At 71.0% G+C, this 23315-nt stretch carries 19 protein-coding genes; 8 read left to right on the top strand and 11 right to left on the bottom strand.

The window, feature by feature from the left end; all coding sequences use genetic code 11:
• Window positions 1-91: 91 nt before the first annotated feature.
• The 3 genes from ACIOEW_RS23265 to ACIOEW_RS23255 all read right to left on the bottom strand — a co-directional run bounded on the left by ACIOEW_RS23265 (window position 92) and on the right by ACIOEW_RS23255 (window position 5928).
• Window positions 92-1936 carry a PQQ-binding-like beta-propeller repeat protein gene (locus tag ACIOEW_RS23265; RefSeq protein ID WP_401965608.1) on the bottom strand — a complete coding sequence of 615 codons (1845 nt, stop codon included), beginning with the start codon at window positions 1934-1936 and terminating at the stop codon, window positions 92-94.
• 261 nt (window positions 1937-2197) lie between these two features.
• Window positions 2198-3955, bottom strand: a complete 1758-nt coding sequence (locus ACIOEW_RS23260; protein ID WP_401965606.1) for a PQQ-binding-like beta-propeller repeat protein — start codon at window positions 3953-3955, stop codon at window positions 2198-2200.
• 167 nt (window positions 3956-4122) lie between these two features.
• Window positions 4123-5928 (bottom strand): ABC-F family ATP-binding cassette domain-containing protein, encoded by a 1806-nt coding sequence (locus ACIOEW_RS23255; RefSeq protein ID WP_401965603.1) that lies wholly within the window; start codon window positions 5926-5928, stop codon window positions 4123-4125.
• Between the two features lie 194 nt (window positions 5929-6122).
• Between ACIOEW_RS23255 and ACIOEW_RS23250 the strand changes: the two genes are divergently transcribed.
• Complete coding sequence (locus ACIOEW_RS23250; protein WP_401965601.1) at window positions 6123-6770, top strand: lipoprotein; 648 nt, start codon at window positions 6123-6125, stop codon at window positions 6768-6770.
• 51 nt (window positions 6771-6821) lie between these two features.
• On the opposite strand, the gene ACIOEW_RS23245 is transcribed toward ACIOEW_RS23250, so the two are convergent.
• From ACIOEW_RS23245 to rsmI, 6 genes are all read right to left on the bottom strand, one after another.
• Complete coding sequence (locus ACIOEW_RS23245; RefSeq protein ID WP_401965599.1) at window positions 6822-7721, bottom strand: 4-(cytidine 5'-diphospho)-2-C-methyl-D-erythritol kinase; 900 nt, start codon at window positions 7719-7721, stop codon at window positions 6822-6824.
• The gene (rsmA, locus tag ACIOEW_RS23240; protein ID WP_362542594.1) at window positions 7718-8590 is read right to left on the bottom strand and encodes a 16S rRNA (adenine(1518)-N(6)/adenine(1519)-N(6))-dimethyltransferase RsmA; all 873 of its coding nucleotides are present in this window, start codon (window positions 8588-8590) and stop codon (window positions 7718-7720) included. Before rsmA ends, ACIOEW_RS23245 begins: the two co-directional genes overlap by 4 nt.
• Window positions 8587-9777 (bottom strand): ubiquitin-like domain-containing protein, encoded by a 1191-nt coding sequence (locus tag ACIOEW_RS23235; protein ID WP_401965596.1) that lies wholly within the window; start codon window positions 9775-9777, stop codon window positions 8587-8589. The genes rsmA and ACIOEW_RS23235 overlap by 4 nt, the downstream gene beginning before the upstream one ends.
• A 114-nt stretch (window positions 9778-9891) precedes the next feature.
• Entirely contained in the window at window positions 9892-10758 is an 867-nt protein-coding gene (locus tag ACIOEW_RS23230) for a TatD family hydrolase (protein WP_401965593.1), read from the bottom strand.
• A 72-nt stretch (window positions 10759-10830) separates the two neighbouring features.
• Window positions 10831-11205 carry a hypothetical protein gene (locus tag ACIOEW_RS23225; protein WP_362542585.1) on the bottom strand — a complete coding sequence of 125 codons (375 nt, stop codon included), beginning with the start codon at window positions 11203-11205 and terminating at the stop codon, window positions 10831-10833.
• A 159-nt stretch (window positions 11206-11364) separates the two neighbouring features.
• Window positions 11365-12261: a 16S rRNA (cytidine(1402)-2'-O)-methyltransferase gene (gene rsmI / locus ACIOEW_RS23220; RefSeq protein ID WP_401965590.1), complete on the bottom strand. Its 897-nt coding sequence runs from the start codon at window positions 12259-12261 to the stop codon at window positions 11365-11367.
• 53 nt (window positions 12262-12314) lie between these two features.
• On the opposite strand from rsmI, the gene ACIOEW_RS23215 reads away from it, so the two are divergent.
• From ACIOEW_RS23215 to ACIOEW_RS23185, 7 genes are all read left to right on the top strand, one after another.
• Window positions 12315-14093, top strand: a complete 1779-nt coding sequence (locus tag ACIOEW_RS23215) for a dolichyl-phosphate-mannose--protein mannosyltransferase (protein ID WP_401965588.1) — start codon at window positions 12315-12317, stop codon at window positions 14091-14093.
• 133 nt (window positions 14094-14226) lie between these two features.
• Complete coding sequence (locus tag ACIOEW_RS23210) at window positions 14227-15876, top strand: penicillin-binding transpeptidase domain-containing protein (RefSeq protein ID WP_401965585.1); 1650 nt, start codon at window positions 14227-14229, stop codon at window positions 15874-15876.
• A 93-nt stretch (window positions 15877-15969) separates the two neighbouring features.
• Window positions 15970-16485: a YbaK/EbsC family protein gene (locus tag ACIOEW_RS23205; protein ID WP_401965582.1), complete on the top strand. Its 516-nt coding sequence runs from the start codon at window positions 15970-15972 to the stop codon at window positions 16483-16485.
• Window positions 16482-17333, top strand: a complete 852-nt coding sequence (locus ACIOEW_RS23200; RefSeq protein WP_401965580.1) for an EamA family transporter — start codon at window positions 16482-16484, stop codon at window positions 17331-17333. Before ACIOEW_RS23205 ends, ACIOEW_RS23200 begins: the two co-directional genes overlap by 4 nt.
• 308 nt (window positions 17334-17641) lie before the next feature.
• Window positions 17642-18754 (top strand): DUF1996 domain-containing protein, encoded by a 1113-nt coding sequence (locus tag ACIOEW_RS23195; protein WP_401965577.1) that lies wholly within the window; start codon window positions 17642-17644, stop codon window positions 18752-18754.
• Between the two features lie 105 nt (window positions 18755-18859).
• Entirely contained in the window at window positions 18860-20617 is a 1758-nt protein-coding gene (locus tag ACIOEW_RS23190; RefSeq protein WP_401965574.1) for a discoidin domain-containing protein, read from the top strand.
• A 19-nt stretch (window positions 20618-20636) separates the two neighbouring features.
• Window positions 20637-21083 (top strand): DoxX family protein, encoded by a 447-nt coding sequence (locus tag ACIOEW_RS23185; protein ID WP_401965776.1) that lies wholly within the window; start codon window positions 20637-20639, stop codon window positions 21081-21083.
• 271 nt (window positions 21084-21354) lie between these two features.
• Here ACIOEW_RS23185 and ACIOEW_RS23180 read toward each other — a convergent pair whose 3' ends face one another.
• Window positions 21355-22149: an SDR family NAD(P)-dependent oxidoreductase gene (locus ACIOEW_RS23180; RefSeq protein WP_401965572.1), complete on the bottom strand. Its 795-nt coding sequence runs from the start codon at window positions 22147-22149 to the stop codon at window positions 21355-21357.
• Window positions 22146-23306 (bottom strand): serine hydrolase domain-containing protein, encoded by a 1161-nt coding sequence (locus tag ACIOEW_RS23175; protein ID WP_401965773.1) that lies wholly within the window; start codon window positions 23304-23306, stop codon window positions 22146-22148. The genes ACIOEW_RS23180 and ACIOEW_RS23175 overlap by 4 nt, the downstream gene beginning before the upstream one ends.
• Between the last annotated feature and the right edge of the window lie 9 nt (window positions 23307-23315).

Below are 23315 nucleotides of genomic sequence, written 5' to 3'. Positions count from 1 at the left end.
AAGGGGAGTCGGGCGGTGGGCCGGAGCCGGTCGCGGGCGGGTCTGGCGCCGTCCGCGACCGGTGATGTTCCTGCGGGTGCCGTGGGGAGCGTTACTTGCCGAAGGCCATCATGGTCTTCGTCTCCAGCTCTTCCTCGTCGTTGGTCGCGCTGACCCGCCCGCTCACGATGAACGAACGGCCGTCCGCGTAGAGGACGTCCTCGTCCCAGAACGAGCTCTCGATCTGAGCCGTCGACGCCGGGTGCTGGAGCACCATCTTCGGGCTGCCGCCGGAGGGCGCCAGAGTGGCGATCCCGCCGCCCTTGCTGTAGCCGGCGTCCACGTAGAGGAGCACGTTGCCGCCCTCCATCCGCAGCGGCTTCACGGTCTGCTCGGCCGGGGCCTTCGCCTTCCACTTCGTCTTGCCGGTGTTCAGGTTGAAGGCGACGACCTTGTTGGTGCGGCCGGAGCCGCTGGTGTCGTCCTGCGTCGCCATGTAGAAGGTGTTGGCGTCGGCCGCGACACCGGTGCAGCCGTCCAGGCGCTGGCCGAAGATGGCGAACGCGCCACCGCAGTCCGGTGCGAACTTGTCGCCCTTGTCGCTGACGATCTGCGAGCGGAGCGTGCCGTTCTCCCGGAGCGCGAGGATGCTCCACTGCTTGTTGTCGCTGCTGCTTCCCTTGGTCAGCGACACGATGAGGGGGCTCACCGAGTAGACCTTGTCGATCTCCCAGCCGCGCGCGGGCCTGTAGGTCCACTTGGGCTTGCCGGTGTTCGGGTCGATCTGCTCGATCTGGTGCTGCGGGTTGTCGAGGTCGTCGGTGCGGCAGCTGGTGGCGGCGATCAGCTTGGCGCCGCCCGCGAAGGCGAACGGCTGGCAGATGCCGTCGCGCTTGCCGAACAGCTCCTTGCCGTCGCTCACCCGGAACGCGTTGGAGGCGCCGGTGCGGCCGACCGTCACGGTGTTGCCGCTGATGGCGAGGGAGATGTCCGACATCAGGTCGAAGAGACCGCTGCTCTTGACCGACTTCTTCCAGCCGGTCTTGCCGGTGTTGAGGTCGATCAGCTGGAGGTCCGCGCAGTCGGCCTTGTCGGTCGTGCCGTTCTTGACCCCGATGACGATCTTGCCGTCCGTGGTGGTCTGTGCCGGCGCGGCGCAGATGTCCGCGGGCAGCTTCAGCGTCCACTTCTGCTTGCCGTCAGCCACCGAATAGCCGGAGACCGTGCGGTACATGCCCTTGACGATGGTGTCGCCGACGATCCACGGGCCGTACACGTCCGAGCCGTTGCGCGGCAGGTCGACATCGTTCTTCTGGAGCCAGAGGACCTTCGCCTCGCCGGGCTTGCGCCCGCCGTTCAGGTCATCGCTGCCCTCGCGGCCGGTGCCGTCGCCGTCGCCCTCGTCGACGGTGGGCGAGGTGGACGGCGCCTTGACCTCGCCGCTCTTCTTCGCGATGGGCTTCTTGTCGTCGTCACCCCCGCTCGCGACCAGGTAGATGCCGCCGCCGATGACCAGGAGCGCGGCGACCGCGGCCCCGATGATCATGGCGGGCTTGCCCTTGAAGGGGCTGCCCCCGCCGGGTCCCGTCGGCCCGCCGGGGACCGGCGCACCGGGGTACTGCTGCTGCGGATAGCCGTAACCGGGCTGCTGCGGCTGGCCGTACGGGCCGGGCTGCTGGCCGTACGGTCCCGGCTGCTGCTGGCCGTACGGGCCGGGCTGCTGCTGCGGCTGGCCGTACGGGCCCGGCTGCTGGGGCTGGCCGTACGGGCCCGGCTGCTGGGGCTGGCCGTAGGGGCCCGGCTGCTGGGGGTAGCCGTAACCCGGCTGGGCGGCCGGGGCCTGGGGTGGCTGCGCGGGCGGCGGCGGGCCCTGGGGCGGCTGTGGGACCCCCTGCGACGGCTCCTGCGGAGCGCCGAAGCCTCCCTGCGGCGGTTGCTGGCTGGGCGGCTGGGTCATCAGCGCGTCCCCCTTCATGCGGTCCGGTGCCCGGTCCGGACTCCCCCGCGATCACGCCGGAGCTCCGGGAGTCGGCGAAGACCCCTGAATTACCGGCGAAATGGAGCGAATCGGGCATGGATCCCGCAGTGTTACGTCAGTCGAGCGGGGCTTCTTTGTACCACCCGGCCCCGCACCGGCTCCGGTTCGGTCCGCCCCTGTTCCCAAGGGAGAACCGGCCCGTGATGCCGCCGTTATGCCTGGGCAGGCCCTGATCGGCCGTCAGTTACCGAAGGCCGCGATGGACCGCGTCTCGATCTCCTCGTCGTTCGAACCGCTGATCCGCGAACTCGTGAGGAAGCTGCGTCCGTCCACGTAGGAGACGTTCCGCTCGTAGAAGCCGCGCTCCAGGTTGGAGGCCGCTGCCGGGTGCTGCAACACCATGTCCCATTTACCGCCGGTGGCCGGGAGGGAGGCGATGCCGCCCCCCTTGTTCTTCGCCGCCCCGAGGTACATCAGCAGCTTGCCGCCCTCCGTCCGCAGCGGGGTGAAGGCCTGGTCCTTCGGGGAGCTGACCGTCCACTTGTGCTTGCCGGTGGACAGATCGAAGGCGGCGACCTTGTTGCCGTCACCGGTCTTGATGTCGACGGCCTTGGTCGCCATGTAGAAGGTGTTCGCACCGGCGGCCACCCCGGCGCAGCTGTCCAGGTTGGCCCCCTGGACGCGCCGGTCCTTGTCGCACGCGACGGCGTACTCGCCCGGTCCGCCGGAAAGCTGCGTGCGGTAGGTGCCGTCGGTGTTGAGCACGAGGATGGCCCACTTCTCCGGCTGCGTGAGCGAGATCACTATGGGGTCGGCGGAGTAGATCTGCGCGACCTGCCAGCCCTTCTTGACCTTGTACGTCCACTGCACCTTGCCGGTGACGGGATCGATCCGCTGCACCTGGTGTTCCTTGTGGTCGTCCGCGGCGGTCTGGCAGCTCGCCGCGGCGATCGCCACAGGGCCGCTGGCGAAGCCGAACGGCTGGCAGTTGCCGGGCAGTTTGCCGAACAGCACCTTGCCGTCGCTGACCCGGAAGGCGTCGGTCCTGCTGGTGCGCCCCACGGTCACGGTGTCGCCGTTGATCGCCATCGCAAGGTCGGAGAGCCCGTCCCAGGCTCCGTCGCGGGCGTACTGCTTGCGCCAGCCGGCCTTGCCCGTCGTGAGGTCGACCATCTGGAGGTTGTCGCAGAACGCGTCCTCCGAGGTGCTGTCCTCGATACCCAGGACGATCTTGCCGTCGGCGGTGGGCTGTGTGGGCGCCGCGCACGCGTTGGTGGGCAGCCGAAGGCTCCACTTGAGGGTGCCGTCGGCTGCCGAATAGCCCGTGACGGTGTGGTACATGGCCGTGACGACGGTGTCGCCGGCGAACCACGGGCCGTAGAAGTCCTCGCCGCCCTCCGGGAGATCGACGCCGCTCTTCCGGAGCCAGAGGGCCTTCGCCTCCCCCGGCTTGAGCGCCGCGTTGATGTCGGCGGCCTCCTCGCGGGGGGTGACCGTACCGTCGTCGTCGGTGTCGCCCTTGCCGTCGCCCTGGTCCACGGTCGGCGCGGGGGCCGGCGGCGCGGAGGTGTGTCCGCCGTTCGCCGTGGGCTTCCCGTCGTCGCCGTCGTCACCGGTGGCGAGCCAGATGCCGCCACCTGCCAGGAGCGCCACCGCGAGCAGGCCGCCGACGATCATCCCGGTCCGGCCGCGGAACCGGCCGCCGCCCCGCGGTCCGCCGGACTGCGGGGGCTGCGTCGGGTATCCGTAACCCTGCTGTTGCTGCTGCTGTTGCTGGGGCTGCTGCTGGGGCGGGTAGCCGTACCCGTAGCCCTGCGGCTGCTGGTTGTACGGGCCGGGCTGACTGCCGTACGGGCCGGGCTGGTTGTAGGGGCCGGGCTGCCCGTAAGGGCCGGCGGGCTGAGGCGGGGTGGCCGGTGGCGGATACGCCCCGGGCGGCGGGTCGTAAGGAGCTCCGAACCCATCCTGCGGCGGCTGCTGTCCGGGCGGCTGGCTCATCGGCCCGTCCCCCTGTTCCGTTGTTGTTCCGTCGGTGCCTGTGGTGCGACGTGCTCCGGCTACCGCGCCGGGCAGGACTTCTTTCTACCACCCGCACCACAGGCCTCATCGGCCACACCGGTCAAGGAAGTTGCACCGGCCACGCAGCGAGACACCTCAGCGGTCGGTCAGGCCTCCTCGGCCAGTTCCAGCCAGCGCATCTCCAGTACGTCGCGTTCCGCGACCAGTTCGCGCAGTTCGGCGTCGAGCTTCGCGACCTTCTCGAAGTCCGTGGCGCTGTCGGCGATCTGGGCGTGCAGCGTCGTCTCACGCGTCGACATCTTGTCGAGCTGCCGCTCGACCTTCTGGAGCTCCTTCTTGGCCGCGCGTGCCTCCTGCGGCGAGACACCCGGTGCCGGGGCGGCGGCCCGGGAGGCCGCGGCGGGCGCGGCGGTCCCGGCCATCTGCAGCCTGCGCTCCAGGTACTCGTCGATGCCGCGCGGCAGCATCCGCAGCGACTTGTCGCCGAGGAGCGCCAGCACCTTGTCCGTGGTCCGCTCGATGAAGAACCGGTCGTGGGAGATCACGATCATCGACCCGGGCCAGCCGTCGAGGAGGTCCTCCAGCTGGGTCAGGGTCTCGATGTCGAGGTCGTTGGTGGGCTCGTCGAGGAAGAGGACGTTCGGTTCGTCCATCAGCAGCCGCAGGATCTGCAGCCTGCGACGCTCACCGCCCGACAGGTCGCCGACCGGGGTCCACTGCTTCTCCTTCGAGAAGCCGAACTGCTCGCAGAGCTGGCCCGCGGTCATCTCCCGGCCCTTGCCGAGGTCGACCCGGTCGCGCACCTGCTGCACGGCCTCCAGCACCCGGAGGTTCGGGTTGAGCTCCGCCACCTCCTGAGAGAGGTAGGCCAGCTTCACGGTCTTGCCGACGACGATCTTCCCGTCGGCGGGCTGCGCCTCACCCTGGGTGCGGGCCGCCTGCTCCAGCGCCCGCAGCAGCGAGGTCTTGCCCGCGCCGTTGACCCCGACCAGGCCGATCCGGTCGCCGGGGCCGAGCTGCCAGGTGAGATGGGTGAGCAGCGTCTTGGGGCCGGCCTGGACGGTCACGTCCTCCAGCTCGAAGACGGTCTTGCCGAGCCTGGCGTTGGCGAACTTCATCAGCGCGCTGGTGTCGCGGGGCGGCGGCACATCGGCGATCAGCTCGTTGGCCGCCTCGATGCGGTAGCGCGGCTTGGAGGTGCGGGCGGGGGCGCCGCGCCGCAGCCAGGCCAGCTCCTTGCGCATCAGGTTCTGCCGTTTGCCCTCTTCGGTGGCGGCGATCCGCTCCCGTTCGGCCCGGGCGAAGACGTAGTCGCTGTAGCCGCCCTCGTACTCGTGGACCGTGCCGCGCTGGACGTCCCACATGCGGGTGCAGACCTGGTCGAGGAACCACCGGTCGTGGGTGACGCAGACCAGTGCGGAGCGGCGGGTGCGCAGATGTCCGGCCAGCCAGGAGATGCCCTCGACGTCGAGGTGGTTGGTCGGCTCGTCGAGGACGATCAGGTCCTGCTCGGCGATGAGCAGCTTGGCCAGCGCGATCCGGCGGCGCTCACCACCGGAGAGCGGGGCGATGACGGTGTCCAGGCCGTGCTCGAAGCCGGCCAGGTCGAGACCGCCGAAGAGTCCGGTCAGCACGTCGCGGATCTTGGCGCTGCCCGCCCACTCGTGGTCCGCGAGATCACCGATGACCTCGTGGCGGATCGTGGCCTTCGGATCCAGCGAATCGTGCTGGGTCAGGACGCCCAGGCGCAGTCCGCCGTTGTGGGTGACGCGGCCGGTGTCCGCCTCCTCCAGCTTGGCGAGCATCCGGATGAGGGTCGTCTTTCCGTCTCCGTTACGGCCGACGACACCGATCCGGTCCCCCTCGGACACACCGAGGGACACACCGTCGAGCAGCGCACGGGTGCCGTACACCTTGCTGACCTGCTCGACATTGACGAGGTTGACGGCCACAAACGCTCCAGCTCGAAGGAGAACACTGAACCTTCAGCGTAGTCGCCATGGCGCAGGCCTCCGTACGAGCGCCCGCTCACCCGTGCGGGACGGGGCCGGGAAAGGGCGTTCTCCCGTACACCTCTGTGCGGTACCTTGCCCGAATTGATCAAGGTCCGGGCCGGTTCCCGGATCTCACCGGGGTGGGGAACTTCATGACACGACGTACGGTTCGCGGGCTTGCGCCCGTCCTGCTGGCAGCCGTCGCGCTGACCGGCTGCTCGTCGGGGTCCGGCGAGGGTGCGAAGGCGGACACCAAGCCGGGCGGCGGGGCGGCCGCGCACGGAGCGGGCGACAAGACGGCGGCCAAGGGCGGCTCGGTCGGGGGCGCCGGTTCGGGATGCGAGCTGCCGGTCGTCTTCGACCTGGCGCAGCACTGGAAGGCGAAGGCCGTGGCTCCCGTGGAGCCGGACTCCGATTTCGCCGCGCTCGGCACGCAGGGCCCCGTCAGCATGGTCTGCGAGATCGACGCGAAGCCCGCGGGGCACATCGGGTTCCTGCGGGTGTGGCAGGGCGACGGCAAGGGGAGCACGGCGCGCCAGGCGCTGGAGGGCTTCGTGAAGGCCGACGAGAACGCTTCGAAGATCACGTACACGCAGGCCACGGTCGGGAAGCTGTCCGTGACCGAGGTGGGCTACACCATCTACAGCAAGATCATGGAGGAGTCGCGCCCGGCCCGTGCCTTCGCCGTCGCCACTCCGGACGGACCGGTCGTGGTGCACCTGGGCGGGCTGGACGAGCAGGAGCACAAGGGCATGCTGCCGGCGTTCGAGCTGGCGAAGCAGAGCGTGCGGCTCGGCTGAGCGGGACCGGACGTGGACGAGGCCCGGCCGAGACCCGGCCGGGCCTCGCCGTCAGCGGAGTGTGGCCCCCGGCGCCGGGGACGCCGCGATCCGGGCGGTGCGGCAGGTCCCCGAGGCGGTCAGCGCGTCGGCCACCTTGCGGGCCGACGCCTCGTCCTCGGTCAGGAACGCGGTGGTGGGCCCGGAGCCCGAGACCAGCGCGGCCAGTGCGCCCGCGGCGGTGCCCGCCGCCAGGGTGCCGGCCAGCGAGGGCCGCAGCGACAGCGCGGGGGCCTGCAGGTCGTTGCTGAGGGCTGCGGCGAGTGCGACGGGGTCGCCGGCCCGCAGCGCCTCCATGAGCGCGGCGGACGCGGTGGGCTCGGGCACCTGCGTGCCGGCCGTGAGCCGGTCGAACTCGCGGTAGACGGCCGGGGTGGAGAGGCCGCCGTCGGCGACCGCGAAGACCCAGTGGAAGGTGCCGCCGACCTCGACGGGGGTGAGCTGCTCCCCGCGGCCGACCCCGAGGGCCGCCCCGCCGACCAGGCTGAACGGCACGTCGCTGCCCAGCTCGGCGCAGATGGCCAGGAGCTCCTCGCGGGTGGCGCCGGTGGCCCAGAGCGCGTCGCACGCCAGCAGGGCGCCGGCCGCGTCCGCGCTGCCGCCCGCCATTCCGCCGGCGACGGGGATGTCCTTGGCGATGTGGATGTGCACATCGGGTGCGATGCCGTGCCGCTCGGCCAGCACGGCCGCGGCGCGGGCCGCGAGGTTGGAGGCGTCCAGCGGTACCTGGGCGGCGTCCGGACCCGAGCAGGTGACACGCAGCCCGTCGGCCGGGGTGACGGTGACGTCGTCGTACAGGCCGACGGCGAGGAAGACGTTGGCCAGGCCGTGGAAGCCGTCGGGGCGCGCGGCGCCGACGGCGAGCTGGACGTTGACCTTGGCGGGTACCCGGACAGTGATGCTCTCGCTCATGCGGACGACTCCGGCTTGTTCTCGGCGATGGCTGCGAACTCCTCGACTGTGAGGGCCTCGCCGCGGGCCTGCGGCGAGATGCCGGCCGCGACCAGGGCCGCTTCGGCGGCGGGCGCGGAGCCGGCCCAGCCGGACAGGGCCGCCCGCAGCGTCTTGCGGCGCTGGGCGAAGGCGGCGTCGACGACCGCGAAGACCTCGGCCTTGCTCGCCGTGGTCGCGACGGGTTCGGTCCGGCGCACCAGCGAGACCAGACCCGAGTCGACGTTGGGCGCGGGCCAGAAGACCTTGCGGCCGATGGAGCCGGCGCGCTTGACGTCGGTGTACCAGTTGGCCTTCACCGACGGCACGCCGTAGACCTTGTTGCCCGGCCTGGCGGCCAGCCGGTCGGCGACCTCGGCCTGCACCATGACCAGGGTCCGCTCGATGCTCGGGAAACGGTCGAGCATGGTGAGCAGCACGGGCACCGCGACGTTGTACGGGAGGTTGGCGACCAGTGCGGTCGGCGGCGGGCCCGGCAGCTCCCGTACGAGCATCGCGTCCGAGTGGACGAGGGTGAAACGGTCGGCACGACCCGGCATCCGGGCGGCGACCGTGGCCGGCAGGGCGCCCGCCAGCACGTCGTCGATCTCGACGGCGACGACGCGGTCGGCCGCCTCCAGCAGCGCCAGGGTCAGCGAGCCCAGACCGGGCCCGACCTCGACCACCACGTCGTCGGGACGGACCTCCGCGGTGCGCACGATCCGGCGGACCGTGTTGGCGTCGATGACGAAGTTCTGACCGCGCTGCTTCGTCGGGCGTACGCCCAGCGTCGCGGCCAGCTCGCGGATGTCTGCGGGGCCCAGGAGGGCGTCGGGCTCTGTGGTGCTCACCCGTTAAGCCTACGGGCTGTCGCCTTCCCGGCCGTCCCGCCGGTGCGGGGGCCGGTGCCGGCCTTCACGACCCGGCTGACGGGTTCCCGTACGACCTCGGCTGCCAGCACCCGGGGCTTCTGCCGGACGCCGTTGACGGTCCGCAGGGCGTACATGACGCGCCGCGAACCGTCCCGCCCCTCCCGCTCGACCCGCTCCATGCCGGCGGGGAGCGCCCCGTCCCCGGACCGTTCCACGGCGTACGGCAGCAGCTCCTCGCGCACCACCCGGGTGGTGGTGATCCGGAGCACCGAGACGGTCTGGCCCTCGCGCGGGAAACTGTCCGGGGCCACGGACGTGGCGTCCTCGCCGTGCAGGACGACACCGGCCCGGGCGACGGCCTCGCGGACGGTGCCGGCGGTGGTGCGGACCGTGTGTTCGCGGCCGTCGGCCATCACGGTGACGGTGCGCTCGGTGCGCACGTCCAGGGTCAGTCCGGTGCGCCCGATCGGCGCGGACCGGGAGACGGAGACGTAGGCGCCGTCGGCCCGCACGCCCAGTCGGCGCAGGGCGGCGCCGACGGTGGGCTCGGAGGTCCAGACCCTGCGCCGCACCCCGTCGAGCGTGAGCGTCACCGGGCGCGGGCCGCCGACGGTGATCACGTCACCGTCGCCGAGGCGGGTGCCGCGGGCCGGGGACACGGTCCGGTCGTCGTCCGCGTCGATGCCCTGTTCGGCGAGGAGTTCGCCCACGTCGTCCGCGAAGGTGTGCAGGGTGCGGGGCTCCCCGTCGACGTCCAGCGTCACCGCCTTGTCCTCGGCGACGAACACGGTCGTCCCGCCCGCCAGGAAGGCGACCACCAGGGCCCGCGGGACCAGACGGCGCAGCCGCTCGGGACGGACGGACACCCGGCGCCGCCGGGCACCCCGTCGCGCCCCGGACCTGCCACCGGGGGCCGGCACGGTGAGGGCGGTGACGGTGGGGGCCTGTGCGGTACGGACCGGGCTGCCGAGCGCGGCGACGGTCCGCCCCGTCGGCACGTCGACGACGGTCGGCGTGCGCCGGGACCACGCGGCGAGCGTCAGCTCCTCGTGCGGCGGTACGGGGGACGGTCCCGGCACGACGACGGTGGCCGGCCCGCGCGTCCCGGCGGCCGCCGTACGCCCCCTGCCGCGTGCTGCACGGTGGCTGCCCTGCGAATTGCTCACGACGCTCGCTCCAGAAGATCCGTACCGGCCGGCTCGCTCTTGGCGCCCGGGACGATAGCGGAGGAGGCGTCACTCTCCAAAGCGGCGCGACTACCCAGCGTCGCGAATTCGGGGTCAGTAGTCGAACGCGCGCGCCGTGTTGTCGGCGATCGCCGACGCCAGGGTGTCCTCGTCGACGCCCCTGACCGCGGCCATGGCGCGCAGCGTGACCGGAATCAGATACGGCGCGTTAGGCCGTCCGCGGTACGGAGCGGGGGTGAGGAAGGGCGCGTCCGTCTCGACCAGGACCAGTTCCATGGGCGCCACGGCGAGCGCGTCGCGCAGCGGCTGGGCGTTCTTGAACGTCATGTTGCCCGCGAAGGACATGAAGTACCCGGCGTCCGCGCAGACTCGGGCCATGTCGGCGTCGCCGGAGTAGCAGTGGAAGACGGTCCGCTCCGGGGCGCCCGCGTCGGCCAGGATGCGCAGCACATCGGCGTGCGCGTCGCGATCGTGGATGACGAGCGCCTTGCCGTGCCGTTTGGCGATCTCGATGTGGGCCCGGAAGGACTCCTCCTGGGCCGCCATCCCTTCGGGGCCGGTCCGGAAGCGGTCGAGTCCGGTCTCGCCGACACCGCGTACGTGGTCGAGCGCGGCCAGGGCGTCGATCTCGGCGAGCGCCTCGTGGAGCGCGGCGGTCCCGCCGCCCTCACGGGCCCCCTGCCGCGACCAGTTGTCCGGATCCCCGTGCACGATCCGCGGCGCCTCGTTGGGGTGCAGGGCCACCGCCGCGTACACGCTCGGGTGCGCGGCCGCGGTCTCGGCGGCCCAACGCGAGCCCTTCACGTCGCAGCCCACCTGGATCACGGTCGTCACGTTCACCGCGGCGGCCCTGGCCAGGCCCTCCTCGACGGTGCCGTCCTGCATGTCCAGGTGAGTGTGCGAATCGGCGACCGGCACCCGGAGGGGCTCGGGCAGCGGCGGGGCTTCGGTACGGCTCATGGCCACGATCGTACGAGGACCGCGGCCGGGGGCCTCACCGCGCGTGCCTCACTTGCGGTGGAAGGGCGGGCCTCACTTGCGGTGGAAGGGGTGGAGCAGGTCGGAGAGGTGCCAGTGGTGTTCTCCCGCGGGGGCGGCGGTGGCCGCAACCGGGTCCCGCACCTCGGAGTCGGCCTCGGCGGCCGGCCGGCGGTTCTGGAGCAGTTGCTGAACCGTGGACACGCGGCCGGCCCGCATGATCCGTACGACGTGCCCGCCGCAGTTCGTACAGGTCGGTGTGGAAAGCGGGGACGGCACGCGTTCGCCGTCCGCCTTGTAGACCACGAATGCGTGATTCGAGGTGTCGACGTGGTGCTCTATTTCGTAGGCCTGTTCCCAGCCGTATCCGCACCTCATGCAGGCGAAGGCATACGCCTCGTGCACGGTGGTTGCTGCGATCTCGCTCATGCCTGCTCCTCTTGTCCGCCGGACAAGCACTCCGGAGAATGCGTCCTGGATCCAGTGGACGCCTTTACCGGCGGGAGCGCACCGGGCCCTGTCGAGTGTTGGAGCGGTTTTGGCCTTCTCGTGGCAAAAGGGGCCGGAACGCGGCTCGCGCTTTGCCTTTCACGATAGTCCTTTGCCGTCCGCTGGGCCGGTCCGAGCCGCGTTCTTTGCCGCGACGACCGCGTCGAACACCTCGCGTTTGGGCAGCCCCGCCGCAGCGGCGACAGCGGCGATCGCCTCCTTGCGCCGCTCCCCCGCCTCCTCGCGCACCTGCACCCTGCGCACCAGCTCCTCGGCGTCCAGTTCCTCGGCTCCGGAGTCGGCCGCACCCTCGACGACGACGGTGATCTCGCCTCGTACGCCCTCGGCCGCCCAGACGGCGAGCTCGCCCAGCGGACCGCGCTTCACTTCCTCGTACGTTTTGGTCAGCTCGCGGCACACCGCGGCGCGCCGGTCGGCGCCGAAGACCTCGGCCATCGCGGCGAGGGTGTCGTCGAGCCGGTGCGGGGCCTCGAAGAAGACCATGGTGCGGCGCTCGTCGGCGACCTCGCGGAGCTTGCCGAGGCGCTCACCGGCCTTGCGCGGCAGGAAGCCCTCGAAGCAGAAGCGGTCCACCGGCAGCCCGGACAGGGCGAGCGCGGTGAGCACCGCCGACGGGCCCGGCACCGCGGTGACCTTGATGTCCTTCTCCACGGCCGCGGCGACCAGCCGGTAACCGGGGTCGGAGACGGACGGCATCCCCGCGTCCGTCACCAGCAGCACCCGGGCGCCGCCCATCAGCGCCTCGACGAGTTCGGGCGTACGGGCGGTCTCGTTGCCCTCGAAGTAGGAGACGACACGCCCCGTGGTGTGGATGCCCAGCGCCTGGGTCAGCCGGCGCAGCCGGCGGGTGTCCTCGGCGGCGACGACATCGGCCGTCTCCAGTTCGGCGGCGAGGCGTGGCGGGGCGTCCGCCACGTCGCCGATGGGGGTCCCTGCGAGTACCAGCGTTCCAGTCGTTCCAGTCACAACGCCCATCCTCCCAGCACGGGCGGCGGGACTCGCACAGATGCGTTCCCTACGATGGCGCGGTGACGAGTACTGCGCCCGAAGCCCGGCAGGGCCAAGACGCCGGGGAGCAACATGGCCCGGAGCCGACTTCCTGGCAGCAGCGGCTGCGCCGCTTCGGCCATTTCCCGCGCCCCGGTATCGGGCTGCGCGAACGCCTGGTTCCGCCGTACACCCGCCCCGGTGGCCAGTTGTGGGCGGTGCTCGGAATCCCCCCGCTGCTCGCGGACCGGCTGGTGCGCTGGTCGGCGTGGGGCGGTCCGCTGCTGGTCGCGGCGGTCGCCGGAGTGCTCCGGTTCTGGAACCTGGGCAGCCCGCACGCGGTGATATTCGATGAGACGTATTACGCCAAGGACTCCTGGGCGCTCATCAAGCAGGGCTACGAGGGGTCGTGGCCCAAGGACGTCGACAAGCTGATCCTCAACGACCCGTCGCAGGTGCCGGTCCCGACCGATCCCGGTTATGTGGTGCACCCGCCGGTCGGCAAGTGGATCATCGGGATCGGTGAGCAGCTCTTCGGGTTCACGCCGTTCGGCTGGCGGTTCATGGTCGCCGTGCTCGGCACGCTGTCGGTGCTGATGCTGTGCCGGATCGGCCGCAGGCTGTTCCGTTCGACGTTCCTGGGCTGCCTGGCGGGCGGTCTGCTCGCGGTGGACGGGCTGCACTTCGTGATGAGCCGCACCGCGCTGCTCGACCTGGTGCTGATGTTCTTCGTGCTGGCCTCGTTCGGCTGTCTGCTGATCGACCGTGACTGGGCGAGGCGCCGGCTGGCGGCCGCGCTGCCGGTGGACGATGAGGGTGTGCTGCGGCCAGACGCCGGGGTCGCGGAGGGGCTGCGGCTCGGCTGGCGTCCGTGGCGGATCGCGGCCGGGGTCTCGTTGGGGCTGGCCTTCGCCACCAAGTGGAACGGGCTGTACATCATGGTCGCGTTCGGCCTGATGACGGTCCTGTGGGACGTGGGCGCGCGAAGGACCGCGGGCGCGGTGCAGCCGTACAAGGCGGTGCTGAAGCGGGATCTGGTGCCTGCGTTCGTCTCCACGGTGCCGGTCGCGGTCCTCACGTACATCGCCTCGTGGACCGGCTGGATCATCCGCGACGACCCGGACCGCCACGGCTACTACCGGGACTGGGCGGCGACCGACGGCAAGGGCGGCAGCTGGACCTGGCTGCCGGACTGGCTGCGCAGCCTGTGGCACTACGAGAACCAGGTCTACGAGTTCCATGTGAACCTGACGTCCGGGCACACCTACCAGTCCAATCCCTGGAGCTGGATCGTGCTGGGCCGGCCCGTCTCGTACTTCTACGAGGAGCAGAACGGCTGCACCGAATCGTCGACCGGCAAGTGCGCCCGCGAGGTCCTGGCGATCGGCACACCGCTGCTGTGGTGGGCCGCCTGCTTCGCCCTGGTGTACGTGCTGTGGCGCTGGTTCTTCCGCCGCGACTGGCGGGCGGGCGCGATCGCCTGCGGGGTGGCCGCGGGGTGGGTGCCGTGGTTCCTGTACCAGGAACGCACCATTTTCCTTTTCTACGCGGTCGTGTTCGTGCCCTTCCTCTGCCTCGCGGTGGCGATGATGATCGGCGCGATGCTGGGCCCGGCGGCGGGCACCGGGGCGAAACACGAACTGGGTCTGACAAAGAGCGATCCCTCGGGTGAACGACACCGGACACTGGGCGCCGTGGCGGCCGGTGTACTGGTCCTTCTGATCGTCTGGAATTTCATTTACTTCTGGCCGCTCTATACCGGAACCTCCATTCCGGAGGATTCCTGGCGGGACCGTATGTGGCTGGATACCTGGATTTGACCGGTCTGTTCACGCCGGACCGGATCGCATTCCGATAACAACCTGCTCCACTGTCACGGCAGTCCCGTAACGTGCCGGGAACAGCCCCCTTGAACGCGTTCAAGGGGGCCTCCTGGGGAGGGGGACTGCAGGCATGCGCAGTGGAGTGAAGGTCGCCGTGGTCGGCGGAGTGTTCGCGGGCGTGGTCGGCGTGGTGGGCTACGGGGCCTACAACGTCCTGGACGGGCTCGGCAGCAGCGGTGTCGGGGGCGGCTCGGACACCAAGGCCACCTCGAACGAGGTGAAGACGGGTCCGGTCACCAAGGACGAGATCGCCGAGACGTCGAAGAAGTTCCTCGCGGCGTGGGCGAAGGGCGATGCGGCCACCGCGGCCGAGCTCACCAACAACGAGGGCGACGCCGAGCCGGCGCTGATCGGCTACAGCGAATCGGCCCACGTCACCAAGGCCGTGATCACGGCAGGCCCGGCGGCCGGCTCGAAGGTGCCGTACACGGTCAAAGCGACCGTCTCCTACGACGGGACGACGAAGCCCTGGTCGTACGCCTCCGAGCTGACGGTGGTGCGCGGCCTGACCACGGGCCGCCCGCTCGTCGACTGGGCCCCATCCGTCATCCATCCGGAACTGGGCAAGGGCGAATCGCTGGAGACGGGCGAGTCGAGCACCGCGTCGATCGAGGCGGTCGACCGCAACGGCAACGTGCTCAGCAAGGAGAAGTACCCGTCGCTGGGCGGCATCCTGGACGACCTGCGCAAGAAGTACGGGCAGAAGGCCGGCGGCACCACGGGCATCGAGACGTGGATCAACAGCGCGAACGCCGACGGTGCGGACAAGACCCTGCTGACCCTGGTCAAGGGCAAGCCGGGCCGGGTTCCGACCACGCTGGACGCGGGAATCCAGGCGGCGGCGGAGAAGGCCGTGAAGAAGTACGACAAGTCGTCCGTGGTGGCGGTGGAGCCGTCGACCGGTGCGATCCGTGCCATCGCCAACAACCGGACGGACGGCTTCGACGCGGCCCGGCTGGCTACGGTGGCACCCGGCTCGACGATGAAGATCGTGACGGCCGCGATGATCATCCAGAACGGGCTCGGCAGCGCGAACTCGCCGGTCGAATGCCCCTCGGACGTGACGTGGGAAGGGGTGCCGTTCCACAACCTGGACAACTTCTCCATGCAGAACCCCACCCTGCAGCGGGCGTTCGCCAAGTCCTGCAACACGGCGTTCATCAAACCGATAGCGCCGCTGGGCGCCAAGCGGGACAGCGCTCTGTCGAACGAGGCCTCGCAGTACTTCGGGATCGGCGGCAACTGGCAGACGGGCATCGAGACGTTCGACGGCGACGTGCCCGCCTCGACCGGCGCCGAGACGGCAGCCTCGTACATCGGCCAGGGCAAGATCCGGATGAACCCGCTGAACATGGCGTCCATCACCGCCACCGCCGTCGAGGGCCGGTTCCGGCAGCCCTACATCGTCCCGAAGGAGCTGGACAACCGGAAGTTCGCCACCGCGAGTCCGCTGCCGGGCGGAGTGTCGGATCAGCTGAGGCAGATGCTGAAGTACACCGCCACGAACCCGGAGGGCACCGCCACTCACGCGATGGCGGGCGTGGGCGGCGACAAGGGCGGCAAGACCGGCTCGGCGGAGATCGACGGGCACGCCACGTCCGACAGTTGGTTCACCGGATTCAGCAACGACCTGGCGGCGGCGGCCCTCGTCCAGTCCGGCGGCCACGGCGGGGACGCGGCCGGTCCGGTCGTCGCAGAGGTCCTGCTCGCGGGGCCATGACAGCCCGGCCCCGGGGGCGGCGTTGCACACCCGCTCGACCGCCCCCGGGAACCCGCTCGCACACCCCGGACCACGGCCGATAGCGTGCGGGGTATGAGCACTTCAGACGCCCACGCCCCGACGGGCAACGACACCTCAGCCGCTCACCCCCGCTTCGCCGAGGCGCTGCGCGAGCTCGGCCTCGACGTCGAGATCCGCCGCTTCCCGGAGGCCACCCGGACCGCCGCCGAAGCCGCGGCCGCCCTCGGCTGCGAGCTCGGCGAGATCGTCAAGTCGCTGATCTTCGAGGCCGACGGGGTCCCGGTGCTGGTCCTGATGGACGGCTCCTCCCGCGTAGATGTGGAGCTGGTACGGCAGGAGCTGGGCGCGACGAAGGTACGGCGGCCGGGAGCGGACGTGGTCCGGGAGGCCACCGGTTACGCGATCGGCGGCGTCCCGCCCTTCGGGCACCGCACCAGGACCCGGGTGCTCGCCGACCGCGGGCTGCTCGCCCACGAGGTGGTGTGGGCCGCGGCCGGCACCCCGTACACGGTCTTCCCCCTCGATCCGCGGACGCTGATCGGGCACGCCGGCGGCACCGTGGTGGACGTACGCGAGCAGGCCAGGTGACACCGCTCGTCGCGATAGCCGTCCTGACGGCCGCCTTCACGCACGCCGGCTGGAACGCCATCGCGCACGCGATCAAGGACCAGCTGCTGTCCTTCACCCTGATCTCCGGGGGCGGTCTGCTGATCGGCGCGGCCGCCGCCCTCTTCGTCCCGTTCCCGGCGGCGGACGCCTGGCCGTACCTGGCCGTCTCCGCCGCCCTGCACGTGGTGTACATGCTGCTGCTGATGCGGTCGTTCACGCTGGGCGACTTCGGCCAGATGTATCCGATCGCCCGCGGCACGGCCCCACTCGTGGTCACCGTCCTCGCCGCCGTCTTCGTGGGCGAGCGCCCGGACGGCTGGGCCACGGCGGGCGTCGCGGTGGCCTCGGCGGGACTGGTCGGCCTCGCCGTCTGGGGCATCCGCGGCTCCGGCAAGCGCCCCCAGTGGCCCGCGATCCTGGCCGCTCTGGCGACCGGTCTCGCCATCGCCGGGTACACGACGGTGGACGGCGTCGGCGTACGCGCCTCCGGCAGCTCGCTCGGCTACATCGCCTGGCTGATGATCCTGGAGGGCCTCGCGATCCCCCTCTATGCCCTGTACCGCCGCCGCTCCGCCCTGCCGGCCCAGCTCCGCCCGTACGCGCTGCGCGGCCTGCTCGGCGCGGCCCTGTCCGTGACGGCGTACGGCCTCGTCCTGTGGGCCCAGACCCGGGCACCGCTCGCCCCGGTCGCGGCGCTGCGCGAGTCCTCGATCATCGTGGGCGCGGCGATCGGCACGGTGTTCTTCAAGGAACGTTTCGGCGCCCCGCGGATCGCGGCGGCCGGGCTGATGGTGGTGGGCATCGGGCTGATGCTGCACACGAGTTGAGTGCGGCCGGTGCCCCGGCGGTGGGCAGCGCCGCCATCGAGGCCACCCCCTCCTGATGCATTCCGCCGGCCGGTGGCGACGGCAGCTACGTGGCCGTCACACCGGCGTGGTGGAGCGTGAGCGTTACGGTCAACTCCGCGCAGGTCAACCGCCCTCACCGTCGACAACCCGCCCCGGTCGGTCAACTCCGGCCGGAGCGGGTGTCGTTCACGAGCTATTGACACGCTCTTGTCAGGAGCGGAACACTCCGAGTTGGGAGAGCGCTCTCCCAACTCCATGCACGCCCCACGACGCAGCAGGAGGTCTCCATGCCACGGAGGTCGAGAACCCTCACCGGACTGCTCTTGTTCACCTCGCTGACCCTGACCACGGCAGGGATCGCCGGAATCGCGGCGACAGCGAACGCTTCCCCCGAGACGCCGGCCGCGGCGGCGGGTACGCACACCGCGCACACCGCCGCGTACTCCATGCCCGGGATGCCCGGCATGCCCGCGTCCACCCAGGCGTCGGGCGACGACCCCGACGGCGACGGCTACATCATGGCCGACCCGCCGGTCACCGGGGTCACCCCCTCGACGAAGGTCCCGCCGTCGGCGTACTTCCACGAGTTCCAGGCCAAGTGCGCCCCGACGCACACCGCTCCGGACGACCCGATCGTCTATCCGGGGCAGCCCGGCAAGTCCCACGACCACACGTTCATGGGCAACACCACCACGAACGCCAACACCACCACCGCCTCGCTGGAGGCGGGTGACACCACCTGCCTGGCCCCTGGCGACAAGTCCGGGTACTGGATGCCGAGCCTGTTCAACGGGGACCAGAAGGTCCTCCCCGAAGGCGTGCAGACCATCTACTACAAGTCGGGCGTCACCGACTACACCAGCGTGCGGCCCTTCCCGCGCGGGCTGCGGTACGTCGTCGGCAGCCCGATGCAGACGCAGGACGAGTTCAAGAACCTCAAGGGCACCGTCGAGGGCTGGGAGTGCGGCGACAGCTTCAAGAACTACAACTTCCCGGCGACCTGCCCTGCCCGTCAGGACGTCCAGCTCAACCTGCGCCTCCAGGCGCCCAGTTGCTGGGACGGCATCCACCTGGACACGCCGGACCACAAGAGCCACATGGCGTACCCGGTGGCGGGGGGCGCCAACTACAACTCCTGCCCGGCCGACCACCCCGTCGCACTGCCGATGATCGAGTTCAAGATGGCCTGGCCGGTCAACGGTGACATGTCGCAGGTGAAGCTGGCGAGCGGCGCAGGATTCTCCTTCCACTACGACTTCATGAACGGCTGGGACGCCGCCACGCTCGACGCGATGGTCACCCACTGCGTCAAGGGCGGCCTGCAGTGCGACCCGCACGGCTACGACGAGAACCACCCCGGAGCCGGCGCCGTGCTCGACGGGAACTACGAACTGCCGTAGTCCGCACGCCCCACCCCCCACCGGACGCGGGGCCCTTTTTCGGGCCATCTTGGAGAGCGCTCTCCAAGATCGCGTCCGTCACTCCCCACCCGCAAGGAGCATGACATGCACCATCCCCCCACTCGCAGGGCCAAACGTCTCGTGGCACCGCTCGCGGCGGCGGCCCTGCTCGGCGGCGGTCTGCTCGCCGTCCAGGCGCCCGCCGCCCAGGCGGCCGGCAACGTCGTGAAGGTCACCGGTTCGCAGGGCGACTGGCAGCTGACCGTGGACGGTTCGCCGTATACGGTCAAGGGCCTCACCTGGGGCCCCTCGGTCGCCGACGCCGGAAAGTACCTGCCCGACGTGAAGTCCATGGGCGTCAACACCATCCGCACCTGGGGCACCGACGCCACCAGCAAGCCGCTATTCGACACGGCGGCGGCCAACGGCATCAAGGTGATCGCCGGCTTCTGGCTCCAGCCCGGCGGCGGCCCCTGCAGCGGTGGCTGTGTGAACTACCTGACGGACACCGAATACAAGAACAACATGCTCGCCGAGTTCCCCAAGTGGGTCGACACCTACAAGGACAACCCCGGCGTGCTGATGTGGAACGTCGGCAACGAGTCCACGCTCGGCCTGCAGAACTGTTACGGCGGGGACGAGTTGGAGGCGCAGCGCAACGCGTACACCACCTTCGTGAACGAGGTCGCGAAGAAGATCCACGCAGTCGACCCGAATCACCCGGTGACCTCCACGGACGCCTGGACGGGCGCGTGGCCGTACTACAAGAAGAACGCCCCCGACCTCGACCTGTACGCCGTCAACGCGTACAACGCGGTCTGCAACATCAAGTCCGACTGGGAGCAGGGCGGTTACGACAAGCCCTACATCGTCACCGAGACGGGCCCGGCCGGTGAGTGGGAGGTCGACGACGACGCGAACGGCGTCCCGACCGAGCCGGCCGACGTCGCCAAGGGCGAGGGGTACCAGAAGGCGTGGGGCTGCATCACCGGGCACACCGGGGTCGCGCTCGGCGCCACGATGTTCCACTACGGCGTCGAGGACGACTTCGGCGGCGTCTGGTTCAACCTGCTGCCCGGCGGCGAGAAGCGGCTCTCGTACTACGCCGTGAAGAAGGCCTACGGGGCGGACACCTCCGGCGACAACACCCCGCCGGTGATCACGGACATGGCGGTGGAAGGTGCCACCACCGGCGTCCCGACGGGGGGCGATGTCAGGATCAGCACCCACACCAGTGACCCCGACGGCGACGCGATCACCTACCAGGTCCTCTTCAGCAGCAACTACATCGACCAGAACAAGGCACTGGTCCCGGCCGAGACCAAGGACAACGGCGACGGCACCCTGACCGCGAAGGCCCCGGGCAAAACCGGCGTCTACAAGGTCTACGTGAAGGCCACGGACGGCCACGGGAACGCGGGCATCGAGACGAAGTCGGTCAAGGTGATCCCGCCGAAGGTGGACGGGACGAACGTCTCCCAGGGCAAGGCCGCCACGGCGTCCTCGTTCCAGACCGACCCGACGGGCGGCTGCCCGTGCGGTGCGGCCAACGCGGTGGACGGGAAGTTCGACACCCGCTGGGCCAGTGACTGGAGCGACCCGCAGTGGGTCCAGGTCGACCTCGGCGCCTCGACGACGTTCAAGCACGTCCAGCTCGCCTGGGACCCGGCGTTCGGCAAGGCGTACGACATCCAGACGTCCGAGGACGGACAGAACTGGACGACGGTGAAGTCGGTGACCGACGGCAACGGAGACATCGACGACATCGACGTCAACGGCACCGGCCGCTACGTGCGGATCAACGGCACCGCCCGCGGCTCCGGTTACGGCTACTCGCTCTACGAGTTCGGCGTCTACAGCTGACGGGAGGCGGTCACTCATGATGGTCACTCGCCTCGGGCAGGCCCAGCCATACGCGCTCAGCCTGTTCCGGATCGTCGTCGGACTGCTCTTCACCCTTCACGGTGTCGCGTCCCTCTTCGGCGTGCTCGGCAGGCCGATGCTCTCCGCGGGCGCCTGGCCGGGGTGGTACGCGGCCGTCATCCAACTGGTCGGCGGCGCCCTGGTGCTGTCCGGCCTCGGTACGAGAACGGCCGCGCTCGTGGGCTCCGGATCCATGGCGTTCGCGTACTTCGACGTCCACCAGCGGGCGGGACTGTTGCCCATGCAGAACGGCGGCGAGGCGGCGGTCTTCTTCCGCTGGACGCTGCTGCTGCTCGTCTTCTCCGGTCCGGGCGTGCTGGCCGTGGACCGGCTGCCGGTCTTCCGCGGAGCCACCCGGGAGAGCGCGGAGACACGGCAGGAGCAGCACCTGGGCGTACCCGCCTGAGGGGACGGGTACGTCCGCGGCCGGCCTCCCGGGACTGCCCCCGGGAGGCCGGCGCCGCGGCCGCCGTCACACCACGGCGTCCGCTCCCGCCTCCGCGTACTCCACCCCCTCGTACTCCTCGCCCTCGGGAACGCGGGCTTGCGCGGCAGCGCGGGTGTCACCAGCGGCTCGCGTCCACCGTGGGCGTGTACGACGACGCGACGAACCGCTGAGCCCGTAGCCCACGGGCCGGTGCGAACTCAGTCCTGTGCGAGCTCAGCTCTGTGTGAGCTCAGTCCTCGGCGAGCGCCCGCAGGAAGCCCGTGTTCACCGCGGTCAGCCCGCCGTCCACCCTCAGCGTCGTCCCGGTGACCCAGGCAGCGTCCCGGGAGGCGAGGAAGGCCACGGCGCCCGCGATGTCCTCCGGCTCGCCGACCCGGCCGAGCGGGTAGAGGCCGCTCACCCGGGACAGTTCGGCGTCGCGGCCCGCCCAGGCGTCGGTGCGGATCGTGCCGGGCGTGACCAGGTTGACCCGCACCCCGCGCGGTCCGGCGTGGCCGGCCAGCGTACGGGTGAGGCTGGTCAGGCCCGCCTTGGCGGCGCTGTAGGCGTGGTTGCCGAAGGACTGCTCGCCGTTGACCGAGCCGATGGTGACGATCGCGCCCCGGCCGGAATCCACCAGATGCGGCAGCGCGGCGCGCGCGCACCGGTAGGCACCGCTGAGGGTGACGTCCAGGTCGCGCTGCCAGGCCTCGTCCGGCTCGTCCTCGAAGAGCGCGGCGTCGGGGGTGCACGCGTACGCGTTGTTCACCAGTACGTCGAGCCCGCCGAACACCGAGACGGCGTGGGCCACCGCCGTCTCGACCGCCGCCCGGTCCGTCACGTCGCAGGCCAGCGCCTCGGCCTCGCCGCCGCTCTCCCGGATCTCCGCCGCCGCGTGCGCTGCCCGTTCGCCGTCCAGGTCGGTGACCAGGACGCGGGCGCCCTCGGTTGCCAGCCGCCGGGCGGTGGCGGCGCCGATGCCCTGGCCGGCCCCGGTGAGGAGAACGCTGTATCCGTCGAATCGCATGAGAGCGGCAGAAGTCATAGCGCCGAACGTACTGCGCGCACCAGTGCCTGGGCACGGGGGTCGGCGGTGACTCCCTTCTGCAGACCGTTCGTCACATAGCCGAAGGCGATGCCGGATTCGGGGTCGGCGAAGCCCAGCGAACCGCCCCGGCCCGGGTGGCCGAAGGAGCCCGGGGCGAGCAGCGGGGCCGCCGGTCCGTGCAGCATGTAGCCGAGGCCGAAGCGGGTGCCGACGACCAGGACCCGGTCCGGGCCCGCCGACTCCTCGGTGCGGGCCAGGGTGAGGGTGGCCGAGGCGAACAGCCGGTGGCCGTCGACCGGGCCGATCATCGCGGCGTAGCACCGGGCCAGGCCGCGGGCGGTGGCGATGCCGTTGGACGCGGGGAGCTCGGCGGCCCGGTAGCCGGGGTCGTTCTCGTCGGGGAACGGGTCGATCGCACCGAACGCCCGGCGGGTCAGCGAGTCCGGGTCGCGGTAGGCGTCGACGACCGAGCGCTTGGGGCGTATCCGCAGCGCACCCGTGCCGTCCCCGGCGGGTGGCTCGACCTGCCCGATCCGGCCCACCCGGTGCGCCTCGTCCGCCGGGATGCCGAACCAGAAGTCCAGGCCGAGCGGGCGGGCGATCTCCTCGGCGACCCAGCGGCCGATGGTCCGGCCGGTGACGCGCCGCACCAGCTCACCGACGAGCCAGCTGTAGGTCTGCGCGTGGTAGCCGTGGTCGGTGCCGGGCTCCCACTGGGGGCGCTGGGCGGCGACCGCCTGCGGTCCGCTCACCCCGTCGGCCGCCTCGTCGGGCGTCAACGGCCGGTCCAGGGCCGGGATCCCGGCCCGGTGGGCGAGGAGATGGCGGACGAGGACGCGTTCCTTGCCGTTCGCCTTGAACTCCGGCCAGTACGTGCCGACCGGGGCGTGCAGGTCGATCTGGCCGCGCTGGTGCAGCAGCAGCGGGACGGCGGCGGCGATGCCCTTTCCCGCCGAGCGGACGATCTGCACGGTGTCGACGGCCCACGGTTCGACGCCGTCGACGTCTCTGGTGCCGGCCCACAGGTCGACGACCTTCTGACCGTGCCGGTAGACGGTGACCGCTGCCCCGCGGTCACCGCGCTGCTCGAAGTTACGGATGAAAGCATCCCGGACCGGTTCGAATCCGGGCGCTGCCGTGCCCCGTACGTCCACGCCTGCTCC

This window comes from Streptomyces sp. NPDC087901, from assembly GCF_044742205.1.
Classification (GTDB): Bacteria; Actinomycetota; Actinomycetes; order Streptomycetales; family Streptomycetaceae; genus Streptomyces.
This window is presented reverse-complemented; position numbering and strand designations above follow the sequence as displayed.

What these genes read in the sequence shown, in the direction of transcription:
- ACIOEW_RS23265 (WP_401965608.1), bottom strand. Translation starts at nt 1,936, where the DNA reads ATGACCCAGCCGCCCAGCCAGCAACCGCCGCAGGGAGGCTTCGGCGCT.
- ACIOEW_RS23225 (WP_362542585.1), bottom strand. Translation starts at nt 11,205, where the DNA reads ATGAGCGAGATCGCAGCAACCACCGTGCACGAGGCGTATGCCTTCGCC.
- ACIOEW_RS23205 (WP_401965582.1), top strand. Translation starts at nt 15,970, where the DNA reads ATGAGCACTTCAGACGCCCACGCCCCGACGGGCAACGACACCTCAGCC.
- ACIOEW_RS23250 (WP_401965601.1), top strand. Translation starts at nt 6,123, where the DNA reads ATGACACGACGTACGGTTCGCGGGCTTGCGCCCGTCCTGCTGGCAGCC.
- ACIOEW_RS23260 (WP_401965606.1), bottom strand. Translation starts at nt 3,955, where the DNA reads ATGAGCCAGCCGCCCGGACAGCAGCCGCCGCAGGATGGGTTCGGAGCT.
- ACIOEW_RS23180 (WP_401965572.1), bottom strand. Translation starts at nt 22,149, where the DNA reads ATGACTTCTGCCGCTCTCATGCGATTCGACGGATACAGCGTTCTCCTC.
- ACIOEW_RS23230 (WP_401965593.1), bottom strand. Translation starts at nt 10,758, where the DNA reads ATGAGCCGTACCGAAGCCCCGCCGCTGCCCGAGCCCCTCCGGGTGCCG.
- rsmI (WP_401965590.1), bottom strand. Translation starts at nt 12,261, where the DNA reads ATGGGCGTTGTGACTGGAACGACTGGAACGCTGGTACTCGCAGGGACC.
- ACIOEW_RS23195 (WP_401965577.1), top strand. Translation starts at nt 17,642, where the DNA reads ATGCCACGGAGGTCGAGAACCCTCACCGGACTGCTCTTGTTCACCTCG.
- ACIOEW_RS23210 (WP_401965585.1), top strand. Translation starts at nt 14,227, where the DNA reads ATGCGCAGTGGAGTGAAGGTCGCCGTGGTCGGCGGAGTGTTCGCGGGC.
- ACIOEW_RS23245 (WP_401965599.1), bottom strand. Translation starts at nt 7,721, where the DNA reads ATGAGCGAGAGCATCACTGTCCGGGTACCCGCCAAGGTCAACGTCCAG.
- ACIOEW_RS23185 (WP_401965776.1), top strand. Translation starts at nt 20,637, where the DNA reads ATGGTCACTCGCCTCGGGCAGGCCCAGCCATACGCGCTCAGCCTGTTC.
- ACIOEW_RS23190 (WP_401965574.1), top strand. Translation starts at nt 18,860, where the DNA reads ATGCACCATCCCCCCACTCGCAGGGCCAAACGTCTCGTGGCACCGCTC.